Below are 15,522 nucleotides of genomic sequence, written 5' to 3'. Positions count from 1 at the left end.
ATGATCATGCGCCGCGATTATTCCTTGCGAAACTCGATTTTTCTGCGTTTGGTCATCACCTTCACCTTAATTATGCTGCCAATTATTACGGCCGGCGTGTACATCTATCAGTGGACCATCCGCACAGCAAGCGAGGATATTTCGAAGACGGCGGTGTCGCAGCTCTCCTTCTATCTGAATGACCTGGAGAATGAGTTGGAGCGTATGAAGCTGCTGCAGTATGGCTTGCTGGAGGATGCCGATCTCAACAAGCTCGCCATCACGTGGGAGTCGATGAGCGATATTCAGCGCACGCAAAGTATTACAGCGGTCATTAACCGCCTGTATGCCGTTCAGAACAGCAGTGACTACATCCACAATGTCAGTGTGCATATCCGGACCATCACCAAGACGTTGTCTTCTCTCAATGGGGCAAGTGCTTTTGAAAGCAAGCGGTATCGGGAGATTCGTTCGGCCTTTGGCAGCCGCGGTACCAAGCTGATTGTCTGGGAGGGAAATCTGTACCTGAGTGCGTCCAAGCCGAACGGAGGGAAGGACAAAGATCCGTTATTTATTATCGAGATTGAAATGGATAATAACAAGCTGCTCCGGGCGCTGCGGCAATTCAATATCTACACGGGCAGCGGTACGATTATGAAATCGGGTGGTGCTGAGTTTTCTATCGGAAGCGGTTCCATCATAATGTCGCAAGCGAACATGCTGCCGGGGTTGGATAAGATCGTCAGCGGCAGTTCAGAAGCCATGATGTGGGAAGGCGAGTCTTATTTTGTTTCCCACGCTTATTCAGAGGAACTGGATATGTCCCTGTACCGTTTTATCCCGGAGCAGATTGTCCGCAAGCCGCTCGGAAAATTATACACGATAGCCTGGCTGTTCGCGGCAGGCGCGCTGGTCATTATGGCCGTCTATGCCTTATCCACATACAAGTTCATTCATAAACCGCTCCTCAAGCTGGTGAAGGGCTTTCGTCGTCTGGAGAGCGGCGACTTGGAGCAGACCATTGCCCATGATGCGAACGACGAATTTCGTTATATCTATGCCAGGTTTAATCAGATGGTCATGAATCTGCGTACCTTGATCGATCAGGTCTGGAAGCAGAAGGTGCTGGCGCAGCGGGCCGAGCTCAAGCAGCTGCAATCGCAGATCAATCCCCATTTTTTGTACAACAGCTTTTTCATTATGAATACGATGGCCAAGACGGGTGATACGCAGCGCATTGAGATGTTTACAACACTGCTGGGTGAATATTTTCAGTTTGTTACCCGCAACGCCGCCGATGAGGTGACGCTGAAGCAGGAAATTCACCATGCCCGGACCTATGCAGATATTCAGGAGCTGCGGTTCTACAAGCGGATTGAGGTTCAGTTTGAAGAGCTGCCCGAGTCCTGCCAACGCATCCGGGTTCCACGACTCATTGTCCAGCCGATTATCGAAAATGCCTTTGAGCATAGCCTGGAGAAGAAAGCAAGACATGGCCTTGTGGATATCCGTTTTGAACAAAAGCAGGCATGGCTGCGTATCATTATCGAGGACAACGGTAACAGCTTGACCGATGAGGTGTTAGACAGTCTCCAAAGAAAATTAGTGCAGCAAGAGGAAACAGCGGAAACCACCGGTATTCTCAACATTCACCGCAGGCTGGTCATTGCCTGTGGCGAGGGCAGCGGCATTTCCGTTGCCCGCGGAGAATGGGGAGGCTTGCGAGTTACGTTGAGTATTCCGCTAAAGGAGGACATGGCACATGCGCCGATTACTGATCGTTGATGACGAAGCCATCATTACAGATGGCCTTGCCGAAATTCTGGGCGGCTTGGGTCTGGAAGGGCTTGAGATCTGTACCGCCTATTCGGGAAGTGAAGCGTTGGAATGGTTGAACAGTACACGGATCGATGTCGTCCTGTCCGACATCCGGATGCCGGAGCTTGACGGGCTGGAGCTGCTGGAGATGATTCGCCGGGACTGGCCGCGCTGCCGGGTTATCTTTTTGACCGGTTATAACGATTTTGATCCGGTTTATCAAGCCATTCAGACCTGGGGGGTCCGATATCTGCTGAAAACAGAGGGCTATGCCAAACTCATTGCGGCCGTGGAGGAGACGCTTCATGAGCTGGACGAGGGCTTGCGCACGGATACCCTGCTGCAGCAGGCCCGGGAGCAGCGCACGACACTGGAATTTCTGGCGCATGGGGAATATTTCCGACATTTGCTGATGGGGACGGGCAGTTTGAAAACGAGCGATTTACTGGAGGATTTCGACAAGCTGCATGTACCTCTGGATCCGGCGAGGCCGTATCTCCTGGTCTTGGGAAGCTTGGCCCACGGGTGTGCCACCACCTCTTATGCGGGAAGACAGGAAGCTGCGCTTGCCGCCAAACTGCTTGCCGATGACAGCTTCCAGGATAAGCAAAGTGTCGGCATCATTGACAGATATGGTGATCTGCTCTGGCTCATACAGCCATTGGGCAGCATGGAAGATGACGCGACGGCCTACGACAGCTTGACCCGTTTTCTTGAAGGTACGCTGGAATGGATCCAGGCCGCGTGTGTATCGAAGCTTGGTATGGAAGCGACCTTCACGATCTGCCGGACGCCATTTAGTTGGGAGGCGCTGCCCCATGCTTACGAACGGCTGCGACAGCTGCAGCATCTGAGAGTGGGCGATGGCAGCAGCATGGTGACCACCGTACAGGTGGAGCCGCTTGAGCTGGGGGGCATGATGCGGGACGGGCTGCGCACGGAGCGAATCGAACCGCTGGCGGGGTTGTTGGAGGCAGGACGCAGCGAAGCCTTCATGGCCACATTCCGGGAATTATCGGATATGCTGCTAGGTGAGCCTTCGGTAGATTCTATGCAGGTGACGGAGCTCTATTATTCGGTGGCGCTGATGCTGTTGGCCTACATGAACCGCAGACAGCTCACAGGCCGCATGTCCACTACCGAGCTGATGCGCTTCGATGCGCACGGCTCATGGCAAGAAGCCTTCACCTATCTGGCGGATACAGCGGAGCAATTATTTGCTCTCCGGCGGAATGGAGAGAAGAAACGGGCGGAGAGCGTGATTGAGAGAATCTGCTCTTATGTCGAACAGCATCTCGCCGAGGAGCTATCGATGGTCCGGCTCGCCAGTGAATTTCACTTCAATCCCGCGTATCTCTCCCGGTTGTTCAAGCAGGGCCGCGGACAGAACCTGTCGGATTACATTGAGGAGGCACGAATTCGTCAGGCCAAAGCCTTGCTCGTTGCTGAAGAGCTGCGTGTCCACGAGGTCGGTCAGCGTGTCGGTTATGAGTCGCCCCATTCGTTCACACGCTTCTTCAAGAAGGGGGCAGGGATGACACCGCAGGAGTATCGGGAATTTGCAAGAACATCGGTCCCCTGAACGCATCGCTTCAAAAAAACGAGAGGATGGCGTCATGGATGAAGAGATGTCAATTCCTTGCCTACTACACATCCTATGAATATAAACGAACAAATCTCATAAGTTCCTTGACATTCCCCGCTTCATTCCGTATTAATAAAGTAATACGAATGGGAATGGGACGGATGCCGATGTCAACGATCAAGGAGATAGCCGAACGAACCAAGCTCTCTGCCGGTACGGTCTCTATCGTGCTGAATGGGCGCGGCGACGAAATGCGAATAGCCAAAAAAACGCAGCAACGGATCCTTGAAGCGGCCCAAGGCGTGGGTTATTTGCCGAACGTTTCCGCAAGAAGGCTAAGGCAGTCCAATGCACGGAATATTCCGTCCATTGCGATTTTCTGGCCTTCGGATTTGTCGTCGGATCTGTTGGGACGTTTCTTCATGGGGGCGCAGAACCCGATTCTGGAACAAGAGTTTGAGTTCGAGATGACGATCCAGCCTTATGCGCGCAAGCATATGCACCGAATTAAGGAGATCTGTGACCAAGGCAACTTTCATGGTGCCATCTTGACGGGCATCTCTGCCGAGGAACAGCGATACCTGGAGGAGAATCCCATTCAGGTACCGGCTGTGTTCTTCAACCGGGAGAGCAGCAGTTATAGCTGTGCCCATGTAGATACCTATGAAATTGGACGGAAATCGGCAGAGTTGTTTGCAGCCCGTGGTCATAAGAAGGTGGGTACGATTGTGCCGGACCACCTCGTCAATACGGAGAACAATCTCAGGTTCCGGGGATTTGTGGAGGCGTGCGCCACGTATGGACTGGAGTTGAAGGACCGTCATATTCAGACAGCTCCCATGACGATGGAGGGCGGAAATGCAGCGGCCAAGAAGATTATCGAAGGGGGAGGTGACCTGCCAACCGCGATGTTTTTCCCGATGGGAATTATGGCTGTCGCTGCGTTGCCTGAGTTTCACCGAGCGGGGATCATTGTACCCGACCATATGGAAATCTTGACTTATGGTGACCATGATGCCGAGAAATATAGTGTGCCGTCGCTCACTACCGTTAAGCTGCCCGTTGAAGAAATGGCTGCCGCATGCATCCGCTTGGTCATGAGCCGTATTCACGATCCTTCAGGCAAGCCCAAATCACTCGAGTTCGAGACCCCGATTATTTTTCGGGAGTCCTGCGGCGGTTTCGGGTATGAGATGTAACCCGCGTGGAAGTGGTAGTTCTGTTCTAGGGCCAAGTAACATTTAGTAATACAAAGGAGTTGTCCGCTCAGGCGTTAATTTGAGAGGACAGCTCCTTTGTCCTGTTTGTGATGCTGCTAACGAATATCAAAACGGCCGAGGGCAGGCCCAAATTCAACAAGTAATAGATCTTTGCTGGAAGACAATCAAGGTGTAGCGAGAGCCAAGAAATTCATGAAGATTTGACTATAATTCCTTAAGCCTGGCCTAGTCCGAACAGGATATAATGAAATGAATATCTCTTCAGTATCGGAGGGAAGACGCATGTATAAGCTGATCATTGTCGATGATGAATATTCGACAAGGAACGGCCTGAAGTTATGTATTAACTGGTTCGAATACGGCATCGAAGTTGTAGGCGAGGCAGAGAACGGGAACAAAGGCACGGAGCTGGCAAATCGTATTCGACCGGATATCGTGCTGACCGATGTGAAAATGCCCAGCATGGACGGGATTGAGATGGTCAATCGGTTGAAGAATGAGCTTCCCGATACCAAATTCGTATTTATCAGTGGGTATGATGATATCGGGTTTTTGAAGTCGGCCATGAAGATGGATGCGGTGGATTATATTTTGAAGCCGGTCAATCTGGAGGAATTGAAGGCGGTAATCCAGAAGATCATGGCGATGACTAAGCAAGAAGAAAGTCGTAGGGACATGTTGCAGCAAATGAATGCCAGACTAAACCAAAGCATCCCGCTGTTGCGGGAAAAGTTCTTGATACAATTAATTCGCGACAGGCATGCGGACAGAATATCAATGGAGAAGCGCATAGATTTTCTAGACTTAATGCTTCCCTACGAATCCCCTTACTGTGCGCTGATCATCCGCATCAACAATCCCAGAACCGTGTTCGCTGCGATGACCGAGCAGAATACACAATTAATTTCATTCGCCATTCAGAACATCTGTCAGGAAATTGTAGAAGAGCGCATCTCAGGCAGTGTATTCGAGCATCAACGAGGCGAATATGTCCTTCTGCTCGCCCTGCCAGAGCGGGAAGGCGAAGATATAATCTTTCCCTTGGTAACTGAATTGATGGATAGCCTCAACAGCTTCCTGAGCCGCATGGCGGAGTCCATTAGCTTAACAATCGGGGTTGGCGGCACAGTCCAGCATTTGGGATTGTTGACCGACAGCTACATGATGGCGGCAGAGGCGATCGAGCGCAAGTTGTTCCTCGGCAAAAACCAAGTGATTACCTTTGACGTCATGGCCGCACAGCAGGATGTCGATTACCGACTGATTAATGAGCGCATAACGGTGTTCGCATCTGTCCTGAAGACAGGCGATGCAACTCAGGTATCGTTGCAACTGGATAAGCTGTTCGAGGAATTGCGTACCAGTTTGGGGATTGGATTTGTCGATTGCCAGCGGATCTGTTTGCAGCTTTTGCTGGCCACTTCCCAATTCCTGTCCGAATTCGGCATGCGTATGGGCGACCTCGGAGAGCGGGAGTCCGAAGCCTGGTCGCAGTTGATGAAGTTGGAAACGATTGACGATATGAGTCTCCATATCAAAAAACACCTAATGATGGTTTGTGAACAGATCGAGAGTCGGCGGGAGAAGCCGATTCCAGAAGTCATTACCTCCATCATACGCATCATTCATGAAAGATTCTCGGACAACCTGACCATTGCAGACATTGCATCGCAGGTGTATTTGGCCAAAACTTATATTTGTCTCTTGTTCAAGCAGGAGACAGGGGAGACAATCAATGAATATTTAACAAAAGTCCGCATGGAGAAAGCCAAAGAACGTCTCAAGGACAGCGATCAGAAGCTGGCGGAAATCTGCGCGTCGATAGGGTATTCCGAACCCAGCTATTTCACCAAACAATTCCGGAAATATACAGGTATGAATCCAAGCGATTACCGGGACTTACACAGGAGGACGATGTAATGGCCAATACGAAATGGCAGGGAGCAAGCTGGGCCACGTTGGGGGATAGCATCACAGCAGCCAGTGGGTACCAGCCGCTAGTTCAAGTGGCGCTCGGTTTTGAAAAAGTGGACAATTTTGGCCGCAGCGGCTGCCCGATGACGGCTGGCAGTGATCGTGACGACGGGGCAACTGTCTTTATGAGCAGGTACCTGGAAGAGGCGTACGACTGTTTAACCATCTTTGCCGGCACCAACGATTATCGGCTTCATATGCCACTCGGCGAATGGAAGCCGCTCGGCTCGGCCTTCGATGAGCACACGTTTTTTGGCGCTTACCAGCGTCTGATCGAAGAGTTGCTTACTCGCAATCCGGCCTGCAGGGTGAATCTGTGGACGCCGCTGCAACGGGACAAAGACGGATATAACAGCGAGCAGCCCAACGACCAAGGCTGTTTATTAGTGGATTATGCGGCGGCTGTGCAAACGATTGGACATCTGTATGCTTTGCCGGTACTCGACTTGTATGCAGTCAGCGGGTTCAACAAGCTAACACTGGCGCACTTCACGGATGACCGACTTCATCCGAATCAAGCAGGATACCATCGAATCGCTGAGGTGGCGTCCTCGTTTCTGGTAGCAATCTAGTTGACGACATAGGGGGGCGGCTTTATGAGCATGCTGCTGCGCAGATTTCTTCTTATGTGGATGACATACAGGCGGATGCTGCTGCTCTATCTACTTGTATTGCTGCTACCTGCTGGTTGCCTTCTGTATTATTACATCGAGACCTCGGCAGAGATTCTGGAGGATCAGGTGACCCAGTCGATGCTTAAGTCCGTGCAGCAGGTGAAGATTAATCTGGATTATCGGCTCGATAAGGTAAAGGAGATTTCCGATGCACTGATTCTCAATACTGAATTATACGAAATCTTGGCTCGTGATCCGCATAAAGGTACTCTTTTCAGCCAAGTGGAGGAAGAGAAGAAGCTTGGCAACATGATCCGCAGCCTGCAGGGCAGCGATATACTGAAGATTAAGCTGTATGTCAATGCCGAGAAGATGTATGCGGGCGAACATGTCAATTTCTTCAGTCTGGACCAAGCCGCTTTGATGCCTTGGTATGATGCAGTAGTCGGAGGCAATGGTGCTCTGCAATGGATTCCGACGCGTATGGAATCTTATATCAGTAACCCAGGTGAAGCCCTTGTCTTCTCTACCGCTCGCATCATCCGTGATCCGAAGGCATATAGCCGGATAATTGGCATTCTTATGCTGGATGTTGCAGAAGTCAATACAGCCTCCATCCTGAACCAGGCGGAACTTGATGCGAATAACCCTACTATGTATATCGTAGATCAAGCTGGGATGATCGTCTCGCATGGGGAGCCAGAGAAGATTAGTAGCCTTCTACTGCCGCCTGTTACCTTCAAGATTATCGATGATCAGCCACTCGGCATTGAGAGAATTACGATCGATGCACAGTCGTATTTTCTTATTTTCGATACGCTTTACGAAGGCGGCTGGAAGGTGGTTTCCCTGTTGCCGGCCAGCCAAATCAGCCGTATGAGCAATCAATTTAATGTCGGGTTTTCCCTGGTATTGGCACTGTCACTGGCCTTGCTATTTATCCTAGGAGCCTTCTTCATATTCGCTCATATTACGCGCGGCACGATCAACCGCGTCCGCGATATTACCGAACAATTGAGGGAGCGTGGGGCTGCAGTGATTGAGGAAGGTATTCCTCACCGCAGCGGTGTCGTCATCCGCCTTGAGAAGAGTGTGACACACATGCTCTCAACGTTCCAGCACTTGATGGAAGACAATTATCGTACCAAAGAGCGGGAGAAGGAGGCGAGGCTGCGGGCGCTGCAGGCGCAGATCAATCCCCATTTTTTGTATAATGCGCTAGATACGATTAATTGGATGGCCTTAACTAGAGGAGCCCATGATATCAGTAGGATGCTGAACATGCTGGCGCAATATTTCCGTTTGACGTTAAATAAAGGTAAGGACATCGTACCTCTGGAAGATGAGATGAATTTATCAAAGGCGTATTTGGAGATCCAGAGGCAGCGTTTTCATAATTTTGATTATTCAGTGGCATTCCCCGGTGTATTGTCTGACCGTCCGATCCCGAAGCTGTCAATTCAACCGATTATCGAAAATGCCATTATGCATGGCATACACAATAAGGAAGGGCATCACGAACACATTAGCATCGAGGTGGAAGCGGATGGCAGAGCATGTATCATTCGTGTGACTGATGACGGCGTTGGTATAACGGAAGAACGAGTCTCAGAATTGTATGACAGTCTTAACGCGCCTTCATCATCGTCGAGTTACGGGTTGTATAACGTATGGGAGCGAGTGCACCTGTTCACCGGCGGTGAAGGTCGCTTAACCATCGAGTCGCAGCCGGGAAGAGGTACCACTGTCAGCATGTGGTTTCCTGCTGGGGATAATCAAGAGATATAATAAGAAACAAGCTGTCTGGTAAGGGTCTCATGTGACCTTCGCCAGACAGCTTTTTGTATTTCGCCGACAATGCTCTTAAGCGAATATGTTTCACCATGGCTGACAAATGTACTATTCCAGCTTACATCTGTACCTCACGCCTACGATCGCCCGGCATGTATCCTTGATCTAAGATCAAGAACGAGCAATGCCGATTGGAGGGGCAACATGAACAAAGGTAATTATTGGATCTCAATAGTAAAACGCAATTACGATTTATATCTGCTGCTAATTCCTGGACTTGTTTTTTTGGCCATATTCAAATACACGCCGATCTACGGCCTGGTCATCGCGTTTCAGGATTTCAACATCTTCAGAGGCATTGGTGAGAGCCCTTGGGTAGGGTTCAAGCAATTCGAGAGGTTATTCGCCTCGGATGACTTTGGAAACATCATGACGAACACGCTGCTTATTAGCTTATATAAGATCGTCATCTTGTTTCCGATTCCGATTGTTATTGCCATCTTACTCAACGAGGTCGGCCGCATGTGGTTTAAACGCACGATCCAGACGATTATTTATTTGCCTCATTTTCTATCGTGGGTGATCATTGCCGGATTGTTCGTCAACATTATGTCCCCGCAAACCGGCATCGTGAATGGACTGATCTCCTACTTCGGTGGAGAAACGATTAACTTTTTTATGGATAACCACTATTTCCGAAGTATCATCGTAGCCACGGCCGGCTGGAAGGAAGCGGGATGGAACGCAATCATCTTCATCGCGGCGATCGCAGGGCTCGATCCGGAATTGTACGAGGCGTCCAAACTTGATGGCGCAAGCCGAATTCAGCAAGTGATCACAATCACGCTGCCCGGAATTGCTTCAACAATTATACTCATGCTTATTTTGCGGATTGGAAATGTCCTGGAAGCGGGAACCGAACAGATCCTGCTCTTGTACAACCCGACTGTCTATGAGACAGGCGATGTCATTGGAACCTACATATACCGCATGGGGTTAACCTCAATGGAATACAGCTTCTCCACAGCAGTCGGATTGTTCGAGTCGGTGATCGGATTTATCCTCGTCATAGGTGGCAACACGCTAGCCAAGCGGGTTACGGGCAAGAGTATATGGTAGGGAAGGGGCGGACGAAATTGGCAAAAACGATGAAGATAAAGCAGTCCTTATCTGAACGGTTGTACATCTGGTTTGCATACATCATCCTGATCGGCTTGGGCATTCTCTGCCTATCCCCGTTCCTGAACGTGTTCGCCAAGTCGCTCAGTTCCAATTGGGCAATCATATCCGGCAAAGTCGGGCTGTTGCCCGTAGCCTTCACGATGGAGAATATCATGTTCGTCCTGCGGGACCATCTATTCCAACAAGCGTTCCTCGTTTCGGTTTTCGTGACCGTCGTCGGCACGCTCGGATCGGTCATATTCACAGCGGTTACCGCGTATCCGCTCTCAAAAAAGCATCTGCCCGGCATCAAGTTCATCCTGTTGCTCTATATTTTCACAATGCTGTTCAACGGCGGATTGGTGCCTTCCTATTTGCTGATTAAAAACCTCAATCTGATGGATAACCTAGGCTCGCTTATATTCCCCGCGTTGATCAATGTATTCAACCTGCTGCTGATGAAAAATTATTATGAGAGTCTGCCGGAGAGCCTGGAGGAATCGGCCAAGCTCGATGGCGCCAGTAATCTAAGAATTGTGCTTCGGATCATCATCCCGATCTCGGCACCTGTGTTTGCTACGATTAGCTTGTTTTATGCGGTCGCCTATTGGAGCAACTGGTTCCATCCGATGCTGTACTTGAATGATCCGGCACTCAAGCCGCTGCAACTGTATTTGCGGGACATCGTGCTGCAAGCTTCGGATGAAAATCTGCTCAACCAAGATATCGATTCGCTGCTTAACCTGTCTCCCGAAGGCATACGTAATGCGACGATTATCGTCTCAACCATTCCGATCCTCTGTGTCTATCCCTTGTTGCAGAAGTACTTTATCAAAGGAATTCTGATTGGATCCGTGAAAGGTTGATCGCTTTAGATACCAATGCCGATTCAAGTGAAATAACCCCTAGCGTTTTCTTTAGAGTAAATCGTCAAGGGATTATTTATAATGAAACTTATGGAGGGGTTCAACATGTTAAGGAGAAAATGGCAGGCGGCAATGATTACACTGATATTAACTACTACTTCTGTATTGGCAGCTTGCAGTGGACAAAACGATCCTGCCGCAACTAAATCAGTCGCCGAGAGCAGCGCGCCTGCTGGCTCGGAAGAAACTTCGGAAAAAAAGCCAACGCTCAAAGCGTTGCGCAACTACATGCAGGACGATTATAACCAGTATCCGGTTAATCGTTACGTGGAAGAGAAGACGGGTTACAAGGTCAACAACGATATGCTACCGCAGGAGAAACCAAGTGATAAGCTGAATTTGATTATGGCTTCCGGAACGGATTACGACTTCATAGATGCGATGAATAAACAGGATTTCTTTAACTTCGCACAGAATGGAGCCTTGACGGATCTCACGCCGCTGATCGAAGAATATGGGCTGAATATTAAACAAGCAATCTCCGAAGAATCTCTCTCTGGTGCTACTGTGGATGGAAAAATATATGGCATCCCTACACTTAATGTTAGCTATGTAAGCAGCGGATTACTTATCCGCACCGATTGGCTGGAGAAGGTTGGCAAGGAAATGCCAACCACGCTGGACGAGTTTATGGATGTCCTGCAGGCTTTTAAAGATCAGGATCCTGGCGGCAACGGCAAAAATAATATTCCCTTTACGATGGACAGCTCAGGCCTGATCGATAACATTATGGGGGCATTCGGGATTTATGGACATTGGAATGTGAGGGATGGGAAAATTGAAAACGTAACCAGCCATCCCAACCTTAAGAATTATACAACGTTTATACGATCATTATACGAGCAAGGTTTGCTCGATAAAGAATTTGCGACGAATAAATCTGCCACTTCAGCCGAGAAATTCACCAGCGGACGTGCGGGCGTACTGTGGACGCGCTGGTCATCCATCCCTGGCTACGACGAAGCGTTGAAAAAAAATGTGCCTGATGCAGCATACCAGTTCATCCCTCCAATGACAGGTCCTAACGGACTTAGCGGATTTGCGGAAGTAGGAGGATTCAACAAAATCACCTTCGTGCCGAAGTCTTCCAAGCATGCAGAAGACGTGGTGAAAATGATCAATGCCTTGCTGGAACCCGAAGTATTCAAGGGACTTTTCATTGGCGAAGAAGGCGTAGATTATCAAGTAGATCATGGAAATTATATTCCGATTGAGCCGTCCTTTACCAATACGAGAGGACAAGCGAACAACTTCGTCATCGGCATGGATGAAGCGAACTTCGTCACCTACTGGCAAGCGCGTCTGCAAAAGAGCAAACCCATGTTCGACAATTTTAAGATCGTCAACAATATTCCGAAGGAACAGGTCCATCAGGATCCGCTAGCGTTCTCGCCATTTCTGCCGAAGTATTCGGCGTCCAGCGACAAACTGGGCACCGCGGTGAACGACAATCTGATCAAGATGATCGTCGATGGAGTATCGGATGAAGGGATCGCAAGCATGCAGAGGGCATGGGTGGGCGCTGGCGGTGAAGAAGTCTTGCAAGAAATTAACGACTGGTACGTGAACAAGTAAGGAAAGGTTCGGGGCTCCGGCGCTACCGGAGCCCTGACCTTCGTTACACGATAACATAAGAAATGAATCGTCAACCATCAAGCGAATCTCAGATCGGACAACTTACGTCTGCTCCGGTCATCCATCGGCATGCCCTTAATACTCTCCTGTCACGGCAATGAGGAGACTGACGAGGTGTACCCTGGCCGGACGACGAATCTGGGCTTAGCAACTAGCGACGATGTTGTTCACTGGCATGTGCAGCCTGTACCAATCTGGCAATTGTCCGATGAGGAAGTATTTCGGGTCAGCACGGAACGACCTTTAAACGCAGTAATCGATGACAATTGGATGGCCGCTCTATTCCTGCTCTCCCCATCGCACGGTGACTGTAGTACCCTGGCCGACTTCGCTGGAGAGCTCCACGGTCATGCCATGGGCGGCGACAATATCGCGGCCAATCGCCATGCCGAGTCCGGTGCCACGCGTATTGGTGGTGTGCGAGCCCCGATAGTAGCGCTCAAAAATCTGTTCCTGCTCCTCGGCTGGAATGCCTTGGCCATTATCGGTAATCGTCAGATGCGTCGCATGCACTGTCACCGTAACGGCCGCGGCTTCACCGCTGTGGATAAGCGCATTGTGAACAAAATTTAGCAGGGCCCGCTTCATCAGATGCTGGTCGACCGGAAGCACAAGCGCTTCGGCATCACTCAAGAATTCAAGATCTCGGCTGCCGAATTGGGGATCATTCAATACATCAATGACGAGCTCCCGCACAAACGGTTCCATGCGCGTGTCCTGCAGCTGTAGTGGAAGATCCTGGTTACGCAAACGCATCGTCAGGTTCAGGTCCTGCAGCAGTTCCTTCATGTAGATCGATTGCCGCTCAATCACGCCAGCATATTCGAGACGCTCCCGAGGATTGATCTCCCCCTCGCGCAGCAGCTCGGCATAGCCCTGAATGGAGGCCAGCGGGGTTTTCAGGTCATGCGACACATTGCTGATCCATTCGTTGCGCAGCTTTTCCAGCTTGACCCGCTCCTCCTCATGCTGCTGAAGCGTGTCCGACACGTCGTTCAGATTGGCGAAGACGGAGGTATAAATGCCCGGCCTCTTGGGATGGGAAACCTCAAAGTTCCGCTGCTTCAACTGGGTGATGCGTTCAATCATGGAATGAATCGGTCTGGAGAGGATCGAGCTGAACAGCAGTCCAATCACAGCTGCAATGAGCACATCCACGATGAGTATAGCCAGCAGGGCCTGTGAGGCTGTGGACAGGAACGAGCCAAAATTCATGCTGAATACGAAGCGACGCTCTTGTGAATATTGAATGCCGACGATATAACTGAAATCTTCATAGTTTCCGAGAAAATACGTGTTGAATTCATCATCCATGTACTTGTATTTATGCACAATTTCCATCGCGCTGTAATGCTCTGATGCGGTATCGGGTGCCAGATAAGAGCTGATCACATACCCATGTTGGTCCAAAATCTGAATCCAGGCGCCATAGGCTTCCAGAGCTTGTCTGCCTTCAGCCGATAGCACGGGGGTATCCTGCTCCAGACTAAGGTATTGGCTGAATTCTCGCACAAACCGTTCCGCCGAATCGCTTGAGACGTCCTCGTTCACGGTTTGATGCTGAAAAAAAATCATCCCGAACACCATCAGCGTGTTGACGACGATAACGATGAAAACGATGCTGAGAATGGAGAAGAGGTAACGTCCGGTTAATTTCCATTTCAATCGTATCACCTATTTCTCTTGGAATCGGTAACCCAGCCCTTTGACAGTTGTCAGATAACGGGGGCTGGAAGGGTTGTCCTCGATTTTTTCCCGCAGTCTCCGGATATGAACCATGAGCGTGTTGTCCGCCCCGTAGAAGTCTTCGCCCCACACGGTTTGATATAGCGTTTCCTTACTCACAATTCGATTGGGATTGCGCATGAAGCAAGCCATCAGGCCGACTTCCTTGGCCGTCAGCTCCATATCTTGGCCGTCCTTGGTCACCTCGGTTTCCTCGCTGTTGATGGAGAAGGGGCCGATCGTCGTGCTGGTTTTTGGCTTGGCTGGTGCTTCCGTCTCCATGGCATAGACGCCGGAGCGTCGGAGCTGGGCTTTTACCCGGTACGCCACCTCTTTGGGACTGAAGGGCTTGGTGACATAATCGTCGCCGCCAATGGCGAGGCCCAGAATTTTGTCGACCTCATCGTCTTTGGCGGACAGAAACAGGATCGGAATGCGGGATACCTCGCGAATCCGGCGGCACAGGTCGTAACCCTCTCCGTCTGGCAGCATGATGTCCAGAATCGCCAGATCAGGCGAGAACCGCTCGAACAGCTCCCAGCCCTCCCGCACACTGCCCGCTGTTTGCACTTGGGACAAGCCCTCTCTATGTAACGCCGCCTGCATGAGCCGGCACAAGTCTGCTTCGTCATCCACCATCATGATGCGTGGTTGCTCCATTCTCATCATCCTTTCCGTTATTCGTTGAAAAAAAAAGCCGAGCGTATCTTCCCAGAAAATTCTAACGGCCACCTACGCACTTATTCTACGAAAAAAAGACCCTTTGTCAGGCTAACGGCCACCAGCGCTCCTATTTGCTCCAAAACGATGTGAAAACGCAGTAATCTTGCAAAGAAGTTCACATGTTAGCCCGAAGGGAAATTTTACAAAAGAGAGAGGTTCCTTTACCGTAATGTTAGGAAGACAAGACGGAAAGGAACCTCTATGGTTAGCATAACGAAGCGAAACGTGTTGAGTCAAGTGCTGGGCATTATGGATCGATCCGCAAAAGCTTGGTTGTCGGATCGGTATGGGAAAAAGTTGTTTCTTGGGAAGACAGCGGTGTTATTTCTTGAAGCGATCTTAGCTAAACGTAAGAGTGTAGACGAAATTGC

Annotated in this window: 11 protein-coding genes; 9 read left to right on the top strand and 2 right to left on the bottom strand. The window is 50.2% G+C overall.

Annotation, left to right across the window (positions count from 1 at the left end; all coding sequences use genetic code 11):
- The 9 genes from F556_RS0129125 to F556_RS0129085 all read left to right on the top strand — a co-directional run bounded on the left by F556_RS0129125 (position 1) and on the right by F556_RS0129085 (position 12,643).
- Complete coding sequence (locus F556_RS0129125; RefSeq protein ID WP_020620531.1) at positions 1–1,764, top strand: sensor histidine kinase; 1,764 nt, start codon at positions 1–3, stop codon at positions 1,762–1,764.
- Positions 1,742–3,379 carry a response regulator gene (locus F556_RS0129120; protein ID WP_020620530.1) on the top strand — a complete coding sequence of 546 codons (1,638 nt, stop codon included), beginning with the start codon at positions 1,742–1,744 and terminating at the stop codon, positions 3,377–3,379. The genes F556_RS0129125 and F556_RS0129120 overlap by 23 nt, the downstream gene beginning before the upstream one ends.
- Positions 3,380–3,549: 170 nt before the next feature.
- On the top strand, positions 3,550–4,581 hold the full coding sequence (locus F556_RS0129115; protein ID WP_040718842.1) for a LacI family DNA-binding transcriptional regulator: 1,032 nt from the start codon (positions 3,550–3,552) through the stop codon (positions 4,579–4,581).
- Between the two features lie 303 nt (positions 4,582–4,884).
- Positions 4,885–6,522, top strand: coding sequence for a response regulator transcription factor (locus F556_RS0129110; protein WP_020620528.1), 1,638 nt, complete (start codon positions 4,885–4,887; stop codon positions 6,520–6,522).
- The gene (locus F556_RS35565; RefSeq protein ID WP_020620527.1) at positions 6,522–7,148 is read left to right on the top strand and encodes an SGNH/GDSL hydrolase family protein; all 627 of its coding nucleotides are present in this window, start codon (positions 6,522–6,524) and stop codon (positions 7,146–7,148) included. The genes F556_RS0129110 and F556_RS35565 overlap by 1 nt, the downstream gene beginning before the upstream one ends.
- A gap of 24 nt (positions 7,149–7,172) precedes the next feature.
- Entirely contained in the window at positions 7,173–8,978 is a 1,806-nt protein-coding gene (locus tag F556_RS0129100) for a cache domain-containing sensor histidine kinase (RefSeq protein ID WP_020620526.1), read from the top strand.
- 207 nt (positions 8,979–9,185) lie between these two features.
- Complete coding sequence (locus tag F556_RS0129095) at positions 9,186–10,100, top strand: ABC transporter permease (protein WP_020620525.1); 915 nt, start codon at positions 9,186–9,188, stop codon at positions 10,098–10,100.
- 29 nt (positions 10,101–10,129) lie between these two features.
- The gene (locus F556_RS0129090) at positions 10,130–11,008 is read left to right on the top strand and encodes a carbohydrate ABC transporter permease (RefSeq protein WP_245583155.1); all 879 of its coding nucleotides are present in this window, start codon (positions 10,130–10,132) and stop codon (positions 11,006–11,008) included.
- 105 nt (positions 11,009–11,113) lie between these two features.
- Entirely contained in the window at positions 11,114–12,643 is a 1,530-nt protein-coding gene (locus F556_RS0129085; RefSeq protein WP_040718829.1) for an extracellular solute-binding protein, read from the top strand.
- Between the two features lie 339 nt (positions 12,644–12,982).
- Here the strand turns inward: F556_RS0129085 and F556_RS0129080 are convergent, their stop codons facing one another.
- Both F556_RS0129080 and F556_RS0129075 read right to left on the bottom strand, forming a co-directional pair.
- On the bottom strand, positions 12,983–14,377 hold the full coding sequence (locus F556_RS0129080; protein WP_020620522.1) for a HAMP domain-containing sensor histidine kinase: 1,395 nt from the start codon (positions 14,375–14,377) through the stop codon (positions 12,983–12,985).
- On the bottom strand, positions 14,378–15,088 hold the full coding sequence (locus F556_RS0129075) for a response regulator transcription factor (RefSeq protein ID WP_020620521.1): 711 nt from the start codon (positions 15,086–15,088) through the stop codon (positions 14,378–14,380).
- Positions 15,089–15,522: the final 434 nt, after the last annotated feature.

Source organism: Paenibacillus daejeonensis DSM 15491, from assembly GCF_000378385.1.
In the GTDB taxonomy this organism is placed as follows: Bacteria; Bacillota; Bacilli; order Paenibacillales; family Paenibacillaceae; genus Paenibacillus_D; species Paenibacillus_D daejeonensis.
Note: the sequence above shows the minus strand (reverse complement) of the source record. Positions and strands in the feature narration are given on the sequence as shown.